This is a genomic window from Pseudomonas sp. D4002, from assembly GCF_013385665.1.
In the GTDB taxonomy this organism is placed as follows: domain Bacteria; phylum Pseudomonadota; class Gammaproteobacteria; order Pseudomonadales; family Pseudomonadaceae; genus Aquipseudomonas.
Window position 1 is genome coordinate 198,583 of sequence record NZ_JACAPN010000018.1, and the last position, 14,445, is coordinate 213,027.

General features: G+C 61.8%; 16 protein-coding genes. All 16 read left to right on the top strand.

Annotated features, from left to right (window positions below; translation table 11 throughout):
* Position 1 precedes the first annotated feature (1 nt).
* The 16 genes from plsX to HX824_RS12665 all read left to right on the top strand — a co-directional run bounded on the left by plsX (position 2) and on the right by HX824_RS12665 (position 14,294).
* Positions 2-1,012 carry a phosphate acyltransferase PlsX gene (gene plsX / locus HX824_RS12590; protein ID WP_080673274.1) on the top strand — a complete coding sequence of 337 codons (1,011 nt, stop codon included), beginning with the start codon at positions 2-4 and terminating at the stop codon, positions 1,010-1,012.
* 126 nt (positions 1,013-1,138) lie between these two features.
* Complete coding sequence (gene fabD, locus HX824_RS12595) at positions 1,139-2,077, top strand: ACP S-malonyltransferase (protein WP_023659248.1); 939 nt, start codon at positions 1,139-1,141, stop codon at positions 2,075-2,077.
* Positions 2,078-2,107: 30 nt separating this feature from the next.
* Positions 2,108-2,851 carry a 3-oxoacyl-ACP reductase FabG gene (gene fabG, locus HX824_RS12600; protein ID WP_004371297.1) on the top strand — a complete coding sequence of 248 codons (744 nt, stop codon included), beginning with the start codon at positions 2,108-2,110 and terminating at the stop codon, positions 2,849-2,851.
* A 192-nt stretch (positions 2,852-3,043) separates the two neighbouring features.
* Positions 3,044-3,280, top strand: coding sequence for an acyl carrier protein (gene acpP / locus HX824_RS12605; protein WP_004371293.1), 237 nt, complete (start codon positions 3,044-3,046; stop codon positions 3,278-3,280).
* A 110-nt stretch (positions 3,281-3,390) separates the two neighbouring features.
* A complete protein-coding gene (gene fabF / locus HX824_RS12610) occupies positions 3,391-4,635 on the top strand; it encodes a beta-ketoacyl-ACP synthase II (RefSeq protein ID WP_004371291.1) in 1,245 nt (414 codons plus the stop codon).
* Positions 4,635-5,450, top strand: a complete 816-nt coding sequence (gene pabC / locus HX824_RS12615; RefSeq protein WP_177054608.1) for an aminodeoxychorismate lyase — start codon at positions 4,635-4,637, stop codon at positions 5,448-5,450. Before fabF ends, pabC begins: the two co-directional genes overlap by 1 nt.
* Before the next feature lies 1 nt (position 5,451).
* A complete protein-coding gene (gene mltG, locus HX824_RS12620) occupies positions 5,452-6,570 on the top strand; it encodes an endolytic transglycosylase MltG (protein ID WP_023659249.1) in 1,119 nt (372 codons plus the stop codon).
* A gap of 19 nt (positions 6,571-6,589) precedes the next feature.
* Positions 6,590-7,222 (top strand): dTMP kinase, encoded by a 633-nt coding sequence (tmk, locus tag HX824_RS12625; RefSeq protein WP_008434959.1) that lies wholly within the window; start codon positions 6,590-6,592, stop codon positions 7,220-7,222.
* On the top strand, positions 7,215-8,204 hold the full coding sequence (locus tag HX824_RS12630) for a DNA polymerase III subunit delta' (RefSeq protein WP_177008413.1): 990 nt from the start codon (positions 7,215-7,217) through the stop codon (positions 8,202-8,204). The genes tmk and HX824_RS12630 overlap by 8 nt, the downstream gene beginning before the upstream one ends.
* Positions 8,205-8,267: 63 nt before the next feature.
* Positions 8,268-9,053 (top strand): TatD family hydrolase, encoded by a 786-nt coding sequence (locus tag HX824_RS12635; RefSeq protein WP_169386005.1) that lies wholly within the window; start codon positions 8,268-8,270, stop codon positions 9,051-9,053.
* A gap of 438 nt (positions 9,054-9,491) precedes the next feature.
* Entirely contained in the window at positions 9,492-10,145 is a 654-nt protein-coding gene (locus HX824_RS12640) for a TetR/AcrR family transcriptional regulator (protein WP_004371278.1), read from the top strand.
* A 139-nt stretch (positions 10,146-10,284) separates the two neighbouring features.
* Complete coding sequence (locus tag HX824_RS12645) at positions 10,285-11,253, top strand: GTP 3',8-cyclase MoaA (RefSeq protein WP_004371275.1); 969 nt, start codon at positions 10,285-10,287, stop codon at positions 11,251-11,253.
* A 75-nt stretch (positions 11,254-11,328) separates the two neighbouring features.
* Positions 11,329-11,934, top strand: coding sequence for a DUF4823 domain-containing protein (locus tag HX824_RS12650; protein WP_063027950.1), 606 nt, complete (start codon positions 11,329-11,331; stop codon positions 11,932-11,934).
* 17 nt (positions 11,935-11,951) lie between these two features.
* Positions 11,952-12,512 (top strand): DUF1285 domain-containing protein, encoded by a 561-nt coding sequence (locus tag HX824_RS12655; RefSeq protein WP_177054609.1) that lies wholly within the window; start codon positions 11,952-11,954, stop codon positions 12,510-12,512.
* A 70-nt stretch (positions 12,513-12,582) separates the two neighbouring features.
* Positions 12,583-13,296 (top strand): GntR family transcriptional regulator, encoded by a 714-nt coding sequence (locus HX824_RS12660; protein ID WP_080673275.1) that lies wholly within the window; start codon positions 12,583-12,585, stop codon positions 13,294-13,296.
* Complete coding sequence (locus HX824_RS12665; protein WP_004371263.1) at positions 13,293-14,294, top strand: ADP-ribosylglycohydrolase family protein; 1,002 nt, start codon at positions 13,293-13,295, stop codon at positions 14,292-14,294. Before HX824_RS12660 ends, HX824_RS12665 begins: the two co-directional genes overlap by 4 nt.
* Positions 14,295-14,445 lie beyond the last annotated feature (151 nt).

Here is a 14,445-nt window from a genome sequence, read left to right on the forward strand (position 1 = left end):
CTTGTCTGCTCAAGTCATCGCGATTGACGCAATGGGCGGGGACTTCGGTCCCCGCAGCATTGTTCAGGCCTGCATTGCTTGCCTGTCTGCCACGCCCTCGCTGCACCTGACCCTCGTCGGTCAACCCTCCTTACTTGAAGAACTGATTGCCAGCCATCCGGCGGTGGATCGCGCGCGCCTGACTATTACACCGGCCAGCGAAACCATCACCATGGATGAAAAGCCTGCGCAGGCCTTGCGCGGCAAGCCTGATTCTTCGATGCGGGTGGCGCTTGAGCTGGTACGCGACGGCAAGGCCCAGGCCTGTGTCAGTGCCGGCAATACCGGGGCGTTGATGGCGTTGTCCCGGCATGTGCTGAAAACCCTGCCGGGTATTGACCGGCCGGCGATGGTTGCGGCTATTCCGACCCAGCAGGGCTATTGCCAGTTGCTGGACCTGGGGGCGAACGTCGATTGCAGTGCCGAGCATCTGCTGCACTTTGCCCTGATGGGCTCGGTGGCGGCCGAAGCGCTGGGCGTGGCCCGGCCTCGGGTGGCGCTGCTGAATATCGGCACCGAAGACATCAAGGGCAACCAGCAGGTCAAGCTGGCGGCGACGCTGTTGCAAAGCGCGCGAGGCCTGAACTACATCGGCTTTGTCGAGGGTGACGGTCTGTACCGCGGCGAAGCCGACGTGGTGGTGTGCGACGGTTTTGTCGGCAATATCCTGCTCAAGTCCAGCGAGGGCCTGGCGACGATGATTGCTGCGCGCATTGAGGCCTTGTTCAAGCGCAACCTGGCGTCACGCCTGGTTGGCGCCTTGGCGCTGCCCTTGATGCGGCGCTTGCAGGCTGACCTGGCTCCGGCGCGGCACAATGGTGCGAGTTTCCTCGGGTTGCAGGGCATCGTGGTGAAAAGTCATGGTTCGGCGGGGGTGCAGGGTTTTCAAAGTGCCATCCAGCGCGCCTTGATCGAGATCCAGGAAAACCTGCCGCAACGCTTGCACGGCCGCCTTGAGGATCTGTTGCCTTAGGCGAATCGGGCCGGAAATGCTTAAATGTGACCGGCCAGTTCAATTGACCATCCAATCTGTCAGTTTCTTGCGCTCCCACGTGTGGGGCGCCAATTTCCGACGACCAGATCATTAGGGGCTTGTTACATGTCTACATCCCTCGCATTCGTCTTTCCAGGGCAGGGTTCGCAGTCCCTCGGCATGTTGGCCGAGCTGGGCGCGGAACATCAGTTGGTCCTGGACACTTTCAAGGAAGCCTCCGATGCCTTGGGTTACGACCTGTGGGCACTGACCCAGCAAGGGCCGGAAGAGCTGCTCAATCAAACCGACAAGACCCAACCCGCCATCCTCACCGCCTCCATCGCCCTGTGGCGCCTGTGGCTGGCTGAAGGCGGTGCGCGTCCGGCCTACGTTGCCGGTCATAGCCTGGGCGAATACAGCGCCCTGGTAGCTGCTGGCAGCCTGACCCTCGGTGAAGCGGTCAAGCTGGTGGAGCGTCGTGGCCAGTTGATGCAGGAAGCGGTTCCTGCCGGGCAGGGCGGTATGGCTGCCATTCTCGGCCTGGAAGATGCTGACGTGATTGCCGCCTGCGCCGAAGCGGCCCAGGGCGAAGTGGTCAGCGCCGTGAACTTCAACTCCCCTGGCCAGGTGGTGATCGCCGGCGCCAAGGCGGCGGTAGAGCGCGCCATCGAAGGCTGCAAGGCCCGTGGCGCCAAGCGTGCGTTGCCGTTGCCGGTCAGCGTGCCGTCCCACTGCGAACTGATGCGCCCGGCTGCCGAGCGTTTCGCCGAGTCGATCGCTGCGATCAACTGGCAGGCGCCGCAGATTCCGTTGGTGCAGAACGTCAGTGCCGCCGTGGCCTCTGACCTGGAAACCCTCAAGCGCGATCTGCTGGAACAGCTGTACAAGCCGGTTCGCTGGGTTGAGTCGGTGCAGACCCTGGCCGCCAACGGCGCCACCCAATTGGTAGAGTGCGGCCCGGGCAAAGTCCTCGCCGGCCTGAACAAGCGTTGCGCCGAAGGCGTGTCGACTTCCAACCTCAATACCCCGGATGCCTTCGCTGCCGCTCGCGCAGCCCTGGCCTGACGTTAATTTCCGAACCTAGGAGAAGCCTGCATGAGTCTGCAAGGTAAAGTTGCACTGGTCACCGGCGCAAGCCGTGGCATTGGCCAGGCGATCGCCCTGGAGCTGGGCCGTCTGGGCGCTGTGGTCATCGGTACCGCAACCTCCGCCGCCGGCGCTGAACGTATTGCCGCGACGCTGAAGGAAAACGGCGTCCAGGGCACCGGTCTTGAGCTTAACGTGACCAGCGATGAGTCCGTGGCGGCCGTATTGGCTGAAATCACGGCGCAATTCGGTGCACCGGCTATTCTGGTGAACAATGCCGGTATTACCCGCGATAACCTGATGATGCGTATGAAAGACGACGAGTGGCATGACGTCGTTGATACCAACCTGAACAGTCTGTTTCGCCTGTCCAAGGGTGTTTTGCGCGGCATGACCAAGGCTCGTTGGGGTCGAATTATCAATATTGGCTCTGTTGTGGGTGCCATGGGCAACGCAGGCCAAGTAAACTACGCAGCCGCCAAGGCCGGTCTGGAAGGTTTCAGCCGTGCATTGGCGCGTGAAGTAGGCTCGCGGTCGATTACGGTCAACTCGGTGGCCCCAGGGTTCATCGACACCGATATGACCCGCGAATTGCCTGAAGCGCAGCGTGAAGCGTTGCTGACGCAGATTCCGCTGGGCCGTCTGGGCCAGGCCCAAGAGATCGCGAATGTGGTCGCTTTCCTGGCATCCGACGGTGCGGCATACGTGACTGGGGCTACAATCCCGGTGAACGGCGGGATGTACATGAGTTAAATTGTGACGGATCGCTTCAAAAAAATGTCATACGAGCTGTCTAAAATCCGTTATAAAGCTGCAATCTATTTATAGGCAGATGGCCAATAGGGTACGAGGGTGAAGCTTTCAGTTGAAAAGCTGAAAAGTCTTTCTATACACTTACCCACTGGCCAGCTGCCTGAATTTGTCCATTAGGAGTGAAAACAAGGTATGAGCACCATCGAAGAGCGCGTCAAGAAAATCGTTGCCGAGCAACTGGGCGTTAAAGAAGAAGAAGTGACCAACAGCGCTTCCTTCGTTGAAGACCTGGGTGCCGACTCCCTTGACACCGTTGAGCTGGTGATGGCTCTGGAAGAGGAATTCGAGACCGAAATCCCGGACGAAGAAGCTGAAAAAATCACTACCGTTCAAGCTGCTATCGACTACGTTACTAGCCACCAGGCGTAATAGTTTGTAATCGTCGCTTGCTGTGATGGAAAAACCGCACTGCCCTATGGCGTGCGGTTTTTTCCTTTAAGCCTGATGCAAAGTGTCGTCATTAGAAAAAGGAGAGTGCTGTGTCGCGTAGACGCGTCGTAGTCACCGGTATGGGTATGTTGTCGCCACTGGGTACGGATGTGCCGAGCAGTTGGCAGGGCATTCTGGCTGGCCGCAGTGGTATTGGTCTGATCGAACACACGGACCTTTCTGCCTATTCCACCCGTTTTGGCGGCTCGGTAAAGGACTTCAATGTCGAGGAATATCTCTCGGTCAAAGAGTCCCGCAAACTCGACCTGTTCATTCAATACGGCCTGGCAGCCGGTTTTCAGGCGGTGCGTAATGCCGGCCTGGAAGTCACCGACGCCAACCGTGAGCGCATCGGCGTGGCCATGGGTTCGGGTATTGGCGGTCTGACCAATATCGAAGAAACCAGCCGCACCCTGCATGAGTCCGGCCCTCGCAGAATTTCACCGTTCTTCGTGCCTGGCTCGATCATCAACATGATTTCCGGTTTCCTGTCCATCCACTTGGGTGCCCAGGGGCCTAACTACGCCATTTCCACGGCGTGCACCACGGGCACTCACTGCATCGGCATGGCGGCGCGCAATATCGCCTATGACGAGGCCGACGTGATGATCGCCGGCGGTGCCGAGATGGCCGCCTGCGGTTTGGGCATGGGCGGCTTCGGCGCGTCCCGTGCGTTGTCGACCCGCAATGACGAGCCGACCCGTGCCAGCCGTCCGTGGGACAAGGGCCGCGACGGTTTTGTTCTGGCCGACGGTGCCGGTGCGCTGGTACTCGAAGAGCTGGAGCACGCGAAGGCCCGTGGCGCCACCATCTACGCCGAGCTGATTGGTTTCGGCATGAGCGGTGATGCGTACCACATGACCTCTCCTCCGTCGGACGGCGCGGGTGCTGCACGCTGCATCACCAATGCGTTGCGTGATGCCAAGGTCAACGTTGACCAGGTGCAGTACATCAATGCCCATGGCACTTCGACCCCGACCGGCGACCTGGCGGAAGCCGAGGCCATCAAGTCGGTGTTCGGCGAGCATGCCTACAAGCTGGCGGTCAGTTCCACCAAGTCCATGACCGGGCACCTGTTGGGTGCGGCGGGCGCGGTCGAGGCAATCTTCAGCGTGCTGGCCATCAAGGATCAGGTCGCTCCGCCGACCATCAACCTCGATGAACCGGATGAGGGCTGCGACCTGAACTTCGTGCCTCACGAGCCGCAGAAGATGCCGATCGACGTGGTGCTGTCCAACTCGTTCGGTTTTGGTGGTACCAACGGTTCCCTGGTGTTCCGCCGGTTCGCCGAGTGATGGAGAGCTGGGTCGACGGTCAGCCGGCGGGCGCAGTGCCCCTGAAAGACCGTGGCCTGGCATACGGTGATGGGCTGTTCGAGACCATTGCCGTCAAGGCCGGGCAGCCCGTGCTGCTTGACCGCCACCTGCAGCGCCTTGAAGAAGGTTGCAGGCGGTTGGCGATTGTTGCGGATCAACCCCTGATCCGCAGCGAATTGCTGGCCTACGCCGCTGCCCTGGGTGACGGTGTACTCAAGTTGATCCTGACCCGTGGCGACAGCCAGCGCGGTTATGGCATCAGTGCTGGCGCTCCGGCGCGGCGCATTCTGCAAGGCAGTTCCCCTGCCACTTATCCCCCGGAACATGCAGCGTCAGGCATCCGCCTGTTTGCGTGTACCACGCGTTTGTCCGAGCAACCGTTGCTTGCCGGCCTCAAGCACCTCAATCGCCTGGAACAGGTATTCGCCCGCGCCGAGTGGCAGGATGCCGAACACGCCGAAGGTTTGATGCTGGATATGTCCGGTCGAGTCATCGAAGGCGTCTTCAGCAACCTGTTTCTGGTGCGTAACGGCGTGTTGCTGACCGCTGATCTGAATCGCTGTGGCGTCGCCGGCGTCATGCGGGCCGAGCTGTTGGCCCAGGCGCAGGCGTTGGGCATCCCGACAAGCGTGGCCGATATCAGCCTTGAGCAGCTGCAACAGGCCGATGAAGTCTTGGTGTGCAACAGCGTATATGGCATTTGGCCGGTGCGCGGATGTGCTGCGATGAGCTGGCCGGTTGGGCCGCTCACCCGTAAACTGCAGGGCATTGTTCGCGCACTATTGGATATTTGATTTGAGACGTAAATTTGTATTGTTGCTGGAGATCGGTCTGGTCCTGGCGGGTTTGCTGCTGGGCGCTTCGGCCTGGAAGCTGAACTCGGCCCTTGAACAGCCCTTGAATCTGACCCAGGAGCAATTGCTGGACGTACCGGCTGGCGCGACGCCCACCGGCACCTTCAATCGCCTGGAAAATGACGGCGTGCTCAAGGATGCGTTCTGGTTGCGTCTCTACTGGCGCTTCAACCTCGACGGCCAGCCGCTGCACAGCGGCGAATACCGCATGACCCCGGGCCTCACCGCCGAGGGCCTGATCGGCCTGTGGCAGCGTGGCGAAGTGGTGCAGTACAGCATTACGCTGGTGGAAGGCTGGAACTTCCGCCAGGTGCGCGCGGCCCTGGCCAAGCATGAAAAGATCGAGCAGACCCTGTCCGGCCTGAGTGACAGCGAGGTGATGGAAAAACTCGGCCACCCGGGCGTATTCCCTGAAGGGCGCTTCTTCCCGGACACCTACCGCTTCGTACGCGGCATGAGCGACGTCGAACTGCTGAAAAAATCCTACAACCGTCTGGACGATGTCCTCGCCCAGGAGTGGAGCAAGCGCGCGGCCGATGCGCCGTACACCGACCCCTATCAAGCGCTGATCATGGCCTCGCTGGTGGAGAAAGAAACCGGCGTGCCGGAAGAGCGCGGCCAGATCGCCGGGGTATTCGTGCGGCGCATGCAGATCGGCATGCTGCTGCAAACCGACCCGACGGTGATCTACGGCCTCGGCGAGCGCTACACCGGCAAGCTGACCCGTGCGCACCTCAAGGAAGCCACGCCCTACAACACCTACGTGATCGCCGGCCTGCCGCCGACGCCGATCGCCATGGTCGGGCGGGAGGCGATTCATGCTGCGCTGAACCCGGTGGCGGGCAGCAGCCTGTATTTCGTTGCCCGAGGCGATGGCAGCCATATTTTCTCGGATAACCTGGATGCGCATAACGCAGCAGTGCGTGAGTTCCAGATGAAGCGTCGCGCCGATTACCGTTCCAGCCCGGCGCCGGCGGCAAAGCCTGCGGACGCGCCGCTGGATACGCCCGCCGAGCCGGCTCCGGCACCCGATGACGCCGCGCCGCAAAGCCCGCAATGACTCTGACTAAGGACTGCCTGTGACTGGCTTGTTTATTACCCTGGAAGGCCCGGAAGGCGCCGGCAAGAGCACCAACCGTGAATACCTGGCCGAGCGCCTGCGCGCCGAAGGTATCGAGGTGCTGCTGACCCGTGAGCCTGGCGGCACGCCACTGGCCGAGCGTATCCGTGAAGTGCTGCTGACCCCGGGCGACGAACAGATGAACCCCGACACCGAACTGTTGCTGGTGTTCGCCGCCCGCGCCCAGCACCTGGCCGAAGTCATTCGCCCGGCACTGGCCCGGGGCGCCGTGGTGATTTGTGACCGGTTTACCGATTCCACCTATGCCTATCAGGGCGGCGGCCGTGGCTTGTCCCTGGAGCGCATTGCGGCCTTGGAAACCTTCGTCCAGGGCGATTTGCGGCCCGACCTGACCCTGGTGTTCGATCTCCCGGTGGAAGTCGGCATGGCCCGTGCCACCGCCCGGGGTCGCCTCGATCGTTTCGAACTGGAAACCCGAGTCTTTTTTGAAGCTGTGCGCGGCGCGTTTCTCAAGCGCGCCGAAGCCGACCCCGCCCGTTACTACCTGTTGGACGCCGCACAACCGTTGACTCAGGTTCAGCAGTGCATTGACGCCCTGTTGCCGAAGCTTGTGGAGCGTGTCCGTGGCTGAAGCCTACCCGTGGCAGGACAGCCTCTGGCAGCAACTGGCGGGCCGTGCCCAGCACGCCCACGCCTACCTGCTCCACGGCCCGGTGGGCATCGGCAAGCGCGCCCTGGCCGAGCGGCTGATGGCAAGCTTGTTGTGCCAGCGGCCCAACGGCCTGGAAGCCTGCGGCGAATGTAAATCCTGCATGCTGCTCAAGGCCGGCAGCCACCCGGACAATTATCTGCTGGAACCGGAAGAGGCCGACAAGGCGATCAAGGTCGACCAGGTGCGTGATCTGGTCAGCTTCGTGGTGCAGACCGCGCAGATGGGCGGGCGCAAGGTGGTGCTGATCGAACCGGTGGAGTCGATGAACATCAACGCCGCCAACGCCTTGCTCAAGAGCCTGGAAGAACCGTCCGGCGATACCGTGCTGCTGCTGGTCAGCCACCAGTCCAGCCGCCTGCTGCCGACCATTCGCAGCCGCTGCGTGCAGCAGGCCTGCCCGTTGCCGAGCGAAGCCATGAGCCTGCAGTGGCTGGCCCAGGCGTTGCCGGACTGCGGCGAGGCGGAGCGCGTCGAGTTGCTGACCCTGGCGGCCGGTTCGCCCCTGGCGGCGGTCAAGCTCCAGGCCCAGGGCGTGCGTGAACAGCGTGCGCAGGTGGTGGACGGGGTGAAGAAACTGCTCAAGCAGGAAGTGTCGGCCACGCAACTGGCCGAAAGCGCCTGGAAAGACATTCCCTTGCTGCTGCTGTTCGACTGGTTTTGCGACTGGTCGAGCCTGATCCTGCGCTACCAGCTGACCCAGGACGAAAACGGCCTTGGGCTGCCGGACATGCGCAAAGTCGTGCAATACCTGGCGCAGAAGAGCGCCCAGGACAAGGTGCTGAACATCCAGGACTGGATCCTCGCCCAACGCCAGAAGGTCCTCGGCAAGGCCAACCTCAATCGCGTGCTGTTGCTTGAGGCCTTGCTGGTGCAGTGGGTCGGTTTGCTCGGCCGCCGTTAATTTCAGTGGCCGACGGGTGTATCGTTGGCCAGACACTTTCCGTGACTCAAGTTGTAGATCCCTATGCTCGTAGATTCCCATTGCCACCTTGATCGCCTCGACCTGGCCCAGCACGGCGGCTCCCTCGACGCTGCCCTTGAAGCTGCGCGCCAGCGCGGGGTAGGGCACTTCCTGTGCATCGGCGTCAGCGCGGAAAACGCCGCCGACGTCAAAGCCCTGGCCGATCGTTATGCCGACGTCGACTGCTCGGTGGGCATTCACCCGCTGGACCTCAAGCCCGGCGAAGCCCCGGCCCTCGACTGGCTGCTCGGTGAACTCAATCACCCGCGCGTGGTGGCCATCGGTGAGACCGGCCTGGATTACCACTACGAACCGGAAGCTGCCGAGTTGCAGCAGGCGTCGTTCCGTCTGCACCTGCAAGCCGCCCGGCAGACTGGCAAGCCGGTGATCGTCCACACCCGTGGCGCCCGTGCCGACACCCTGACCCTGCTGCGCGAAGCCGCGCTGCCCCAGGCTGGTGTGCTGCATTGCTTCACTGAAGACTGGGACATGGCCAAGGCCGCGCTGGACCTTGGTTTCTACATTTCCTTGTCGGGCATCGTGACCTTCCGCAACGCCGATGCCCTGCGCGATGTTGCACGCCAGGTCCCGGCAGACCGCCTGCTGGTGGAAACCGATTCGCCGTACCTGGCGCCAATTCCTCATCGCGGCAAACCCAACCTGCCGGAATACGTACGGGATGTGGCGGATTACCTGGCGATGCTGCGGGGCGAGTCCTACGAGCGCTTTGCCGAACAGACCACCGAGAACTTCAAGCGCCTGTTCCCGCTGGCCCACGTCGGCCACTGAATCGCAGGCAAAAAAAACCCGGGTTCTGGGGGGTGAATCCGGGCTAAGACCATTAGGAGTAAAACAAGGGTACGCAGTCCGTCGGTACCCAGGTCGACGCGTCACTTGGGGGAGATGCCACGCCGACATTTCAAGTATTGATCAGTATCCGATTCAGTCCAGCCACATCTGATCGTTTTTTAAACAGATTTGGAATACGCCCGCTTCGGTTGAGTTCTCATTGGATGCGATGCACACGCGCCAATCACCTGTTTTATTTCTGACTCGAATCGGCACATTCGTTGGCGTGCTGTAAGTTAAGTGCAAAGGTTGTTCATATAGGCGTTGCCCAACGACCGTTCAGTCGGGATAATCCCGCGCACCGGGTAAAACGTTCCGACAAGCACGGCTTGGGGAGCGAACGCCCTTCCAATATCCATCTCTGCAGACCTTTTTCTTATGCACAAAGAACCCCGCAAGGTCCGTGAGTTTCGCCGCCGCGAGCAGGAAATTCTCGACACCGCACTCAAGCTGTTCCTCGACCAGGGTGAAGACAGCGTCACCGTCGAGATGATTGCGGATGCCGTGGGTATCGGCAAAGGCACCATCTACAAGCACTTCAAGTCCAAGGCCGAGATCTACCTGCGCCTGATGCTCGACTACGAGCGCGACCTGAACGAGCTGCTGCACTCGGCCGATGTCGACAAGGACAAGGAAGCGCTGTCCCGCGCCTACTTCGAGTTCCGCATGCGTGACCCGCAGCGCTACCGCTTGTTTGATCGCCTGGAAGAAAAAGTGGTGAAGGGCCATCAGGTGCCGGAAATGGTCGAGGAGCTGCACAAGATCCGTGCCTCGAACTTCGAACGCCTGACCCTGCTGATCAAGGGCCGTATCAGCGAAGGCAAGCTCGAAGACGTGCCACCGTATTTCCACTACTGCGCCGCCTGGGCGTTGGTGCACGGCGCCGTGGCGTTGTACCACTCGCCGTTCTGGAGCAATGTGCTGGAAGACCAGGAAGGTTTCTTCCAGTTCCTGATGGACATCGGCGTGCGCATGGGCAATAAGCGCAAGCACAGCACCGATTTGCCGAACGCCGAAACGCCGGCCACTTGAATCATTCGCCAGCGTGATGGCGATATGATTTCCTGCCCAGCGCAGTAACCCAGGAATATACTCAGGCAAGGACCTTGCTAAAACTTGATTTTTCAGTCAGGTTTTAGTGCGCCCGAATTATCCTCTGCCGGAGTGATCCATGATCGTTGATCGTCAAGGCAGGCGATTCCGCAATTTGCGGATCAGCCTGACCTCAGCCTGCAATTACGCCTGTACCTACTGCGTGCCCAACGGCAAGCGGCTGGTGGCTGCGCAGGACGAACTGTCGGCCGAGGCGATGGCGCGGGGTGTCGAGTACCTGATCGAGGCCGCCGGCATCGAGCGCCTGCGGATTACCGGCGGTGAACCGTTGGTCAGCCCCAAGCTGGAAGCCTTCATGGGCGCGGTGGGGCAGATGGGGCTCAGTGATATCAGCCTGACCACCAACGGCCAACTGCTGGCGCGCAAACTGCCGCTGCTGGTGGACGCCGGGATTCGCCGGATCAACGTGTCCCTCGACACCCTGGACGCCGACGCCTTCCGCAGCATCGCTCGCGGTGGCGACCTGGCCACCGTGCTCGATGGCATGGACCAGGCGAGCGCCGCCGGAATCAAGATCAAGGTCAACATGGTGCCGCTGCGCGGCCAGAACCTCGACCAGGTGATGCCGCTGCTCGACTACTGCCTGGAGCGTGGCTACGAGTTGCGCTTTATCGAATTGATGCGCATGGGCCACCTCGCCAACGATTCCAACGCGTTCCTGCAGCAATTCGTCAGCCTTCAGCAATTGCTCAGCCTGATCGGCGAACAGTACGAATACCTGCAAGCCAACGCCCCGGTGGATGCCACTGCCGTGCGCTACGAAGTGCCCGGCAAAGGTTTCTTCGGTGTCATTGCCAACGAAAGCGTGCCGTTCTGCCGGACCTGTTCGCGTTTGCGCCTGTCGTCCACTGGCTGGCTGCATGGCTGCCTGTCGTCGAGCAACCGCCACTACGTCGGCGACCTGCTGGACAAACCCCGCCACCAGGCCCTGCCGGCCTTGCAGCGCTTGTTGGTCAAGGCCTTGGGTGACAAGCAGGAAGTGGCCTTCTCCGGCGGCGCCACCATCATGAAGATCATCGGCGGCTAGTCTCGCAAGCTGGCGCAAAATCTGCATCTCGTGCCCATTCGCCGGTTTTCCGTCACCGGCCTCTGGAGAATTAGGATGCGTAGTCTGGTTTTGGTGCTGGCGTCACTCGCGCTGGGTGGCTGCATGACCGTCAGTGATATGGCCGAAGGCACGCGCTATCAGATGAGCGATGCCGGGCTGCTGGACCACAGCGATACTCGCCGCGTCAATTCGGTCCGCATACAGCCGGACTCCTTCGTCTTCATCGCCCAGGGCGCCTTCACCCCGCCGGGCAGTGCTTATCCGCGGCCTAACGTGGTGGCCGAGGAAGCCTTCAACGGCTTTGTCGAATATTTCCCGATGGTCCGCCGCGCCCGCAAGCCGGAAGGCCTCGAGCAGGCGATGTCGGAAGCCCGCGCGGCGGGTGCGCATTACCTGCTGTACTGCCGCTTCGCCCAGGCGGATGACCGTATCGGCAACGCCGATGAATGGTCTGACCAGGAGGCGGTGGATCGCCTGGGTATCGACACCGGCACCATTCAGGTCATGTTGATCGAGACCAGCACCCAGTATTTGATTGATACTGTGCGCATTCACAGCCGTGGCGGTTTACTGACGTTCCACGACAACAAGCCGGATGACCTGATCGGCAAGCCCCTGGCGCACTACGCGCGCAGCCTGTTGGGCATGAGCGATCAGTAAGACACAAGGAGAGCAGCATGACCGATTCGGCCAAGGCCAATGACCTGTTGGCGCAATTGCCCAAGGGCAAGGGGCCCGCACCGGTGCATCTGTGGAACCCGGCGTTTTGCGGCGATATCGACATGCGCATCGCCCGCGACGGCACCTGGTTCTACATGGGCACGCCGATTGGCCGCAAGCCGATGGTCAAGCTGTTCTCCACTATCATCCGCCGCGATGGCGATGATTATTTCCTGATCACCCCGGTGGAAAAGGTCGGGATCAAGGTCGATGACGCGCCCTTCGTCGCCGTGACCCTGGAAGTCGAAGGGCAGGGCGAAAGCCAGGTCCTGCGCTTTACCACCAACGTGGATGAGCAGGTCGAGGCCGGTATCGAGCATCCGCTGCGGGTGGTGATCGACCCGGACACCCAGGAACCCTCGCCATACCTGCGGGTGCGCACCAACCTCGAAGCCCTGGTTCACCGCAATGCGTTCTACCAGCTGGTGGAGCTGGCGGTGACCCGTCCGATCAACGGTAAGAACTGGCTTGGCGTCTGGAGCGGCGGGGTATTTTTCCCCATCGGCCTGGAGCCCTGAGGCTGATTTCTCGCTCTCCCTGAAATAATTCGCTTGCTGTAGCCGGGCGCTTTCGGTTATCAATTTGTACATGATTAGACATGTCCGATTTGATAAGAAAAAACGCGTCGTCGACGAGCTGATCCGCCGTATCGAGGGTGGAGTGATGGCCGACGGTGTCCTGCTGCCGGGCGAGCACCAACTGGCCGAAGAGTTTTCCGTCAGCCGCGGCACCCTGCGTGAAGCCCTGGCCGAACTCAAGCGCCGCAGCTACATCGCCACCCAAAGCGGTGTCGGCTCCATCGTCACCTTCGACGGCATGGTGCTCGACCAGCGCAGCGGCTGGGCCCAAGCCCTGGCCGACACCGGCGCGGTGGTGACCTCCGAAATCCTGCGCCTGGAAGCCGTCACCCGTCCGGACCTGCTCAGCCGTCACGGCAGCGACCAATTCATCGCCCTCGACCGCCGCCGTCGCGCTGCCGACGGCACGTTCGTGTCCCTGGAGCGCTCGCTGATGCCGGCCTCCGGTGGCCTGGAAAGCCTGCCGCAAGTCGGCCTGATCGATAATTCCCTGACCATCACCCTGGCGGCCTATGGCTATGTCGGCGCCACCGGCAACCAATGGATCGGTGCCGAGCCTCTGAACGAAGAAGACGCCCAGCTCCTGGGGCGCCCGGTGGGCACGGTGTTCCTCAAGGCCCTGCGCACCACCTACGACCGCCAGGACCGCTTCATGGAATCCGTCGAAAGCCTGCTCGACCCTCTGCATTTCCGCTTGCACCTTCAATTTGGAACACCGACATGACCGCCACCACCCGCGCCCTCGGCGCCTTCTACGGCCTGGCCTTGGGCGATGCGTTGGGCATGCCCACCCAGTCCCTGAGCCGCGAGCAGGTCAAGGCGCGTTTCGGCGCGATCACCGGCCTGGAAGATGCCGACGCCGATCAGCCGATCGCGCCGAACATGCCCAAGGGCTCGATCACCGATGACACCGAACAGGCGATCCTCGTCGGCCAGTTGCTGGTGGACGGGCAGGGCAGGATTGAACCCACCGAACTCGCCCAACGTTTGATCGACTGGGAAGCGGTGATGCGCGCCAAGGGCTCCCAGGATTTGCTGGGCCCGTCAACCAAACGGGCGATCGACATGATCCTGGCGGGCCATACCCCGGAAGAGTCCGGGCGCTACGGCACCACCAACGGCGCCGCCATGCGCATCACCCCGGTGGGCATCGCGGCGGACGTCAACGACCCGGCGCAGTTTATCCAGGCGGTGATCCAGGCGTGCCAGGTCACCCATAACACCAACCTGGGCATCTCCAGCGCGGCGGCGGTGGCGGCGGTGGTTTCCGCCGGGATCAACGGCGTCGATCTGGGCGAAGCGCTGAACATCGGCACGCAGATCGCCCAGCAGGCGGAAAACCACGGCCACTGGATTGCCGGCGGGCGTATCGCCACCCGCATCAGTTGGGCGCGCACCTTGAGTGTCGACAGCGGCGACAAGGCGCTGTTTACCGACCTGCTTTACGAATTGATCGGCACCTCCGTGGCGTCCCAGGAATCGGTGGTGGTGTCGTTTGCCCTCGCACAGCAAGTCGCGGTGGGTGAAATGAACGCCATCGAAGCCCTGTGCATGGCCGCCAGCCTCGGCGGCGACACCGACACCATCGCGGCGATTCTCGGCGCGATGCTCGGTGCGTGCCTGGGGATGCAGTGCTGGCCTGAGGCGATGATCGAACAGGTCAAGCAGGTTAACCGCCTGGACCTGGAACCCTTGGTCCAAGGCCTGCTCGAGCTGCGCTGAGCACCGCAGATCGAAAAATGTGGGAGCTGGCTTGCCTGCGATAGCGGTCGATCAGTTGATGAATCATCGACTGACACCACGCTATCGCAGGCAAGCCAGCTCCCACATTGATCCAGTCGAGTCAGGAAGACCGGCACACAGATTCAACTTG

Coding starts and splice junctions, on each gene's coding strand:
- fabD (WP_023659248.1), top strand. CDS start 1,139: ATGTCTACATCCCTCGCATTCGTCTTTCCAGGGCAGGGTTCGCAGTCC.
- fabG (WP_004371297.1), top strand. CDS start 2,108: ATGAGTCTGCAAGGTAAAGTTGCACTGGTCACCGGCGCAAGCCGTGGC.
- acpP (WP_004371293.1), top strand. CDS start 3,044: ATGAGCACCATCGAAGAGCGCGTCAAGAAAATCGTTGCCGAGCAACTG.
- pabC (WP_177054608.1), top strand. CDS start 4,635: ATGGAGAGCTGGGTCGACGGTCAGCCGGCGGGCGCAGTGCCCCTGAAA.
- HX824_RS12635 (WP_169386005.1), top strand. CDS start 8,268: ATGCTCGTAGATTCCCATTGCCACCTTGATCGCCTCGACCTGGCCCAG.
- HX824_RS12640 (WP_004371278.1), top strand. CDS start 9,492: ATGCACAAAGAACCCCGCAAGGTCCGTGAGTTTCGCCGCCGCGAGCAG.
- HX824_RS12645 (WP_004371275.1), top strand. CDS start 10,285: ATGATCGTTGATCGTCAAGGCAGGCGATTCCGCAATTTGCGGATCAGC.
- HX824_RS12650 (WP_063027950.1), top strand. CDS start 11,329: ATGCGTAGTCTGGTTTTGGTGCTGGCGTCACTCGCGCTGGGTGGCTGC.
- HX824_RS12655 (WP_177054609.1), top strand. CDS start 11,952: ATGACCGATTCGGCCAAGGCCAATGACCTGTTGGCGCAATTGCCCAAG.
- HX824_RS12660 (WP_080673275.1), top strand. CDS start 12,583: ATGATTAGACATGTCCGATTTGATAAGAAAAAACGCGTCGTCGACGAG.
- HX824_RS12665 (WP_004371263.1), top strand. CDS start 13,293: ATGACCGCCACCACCCGCGCCCTCGGCGCCTTCTACGGCCTGGCCTTG.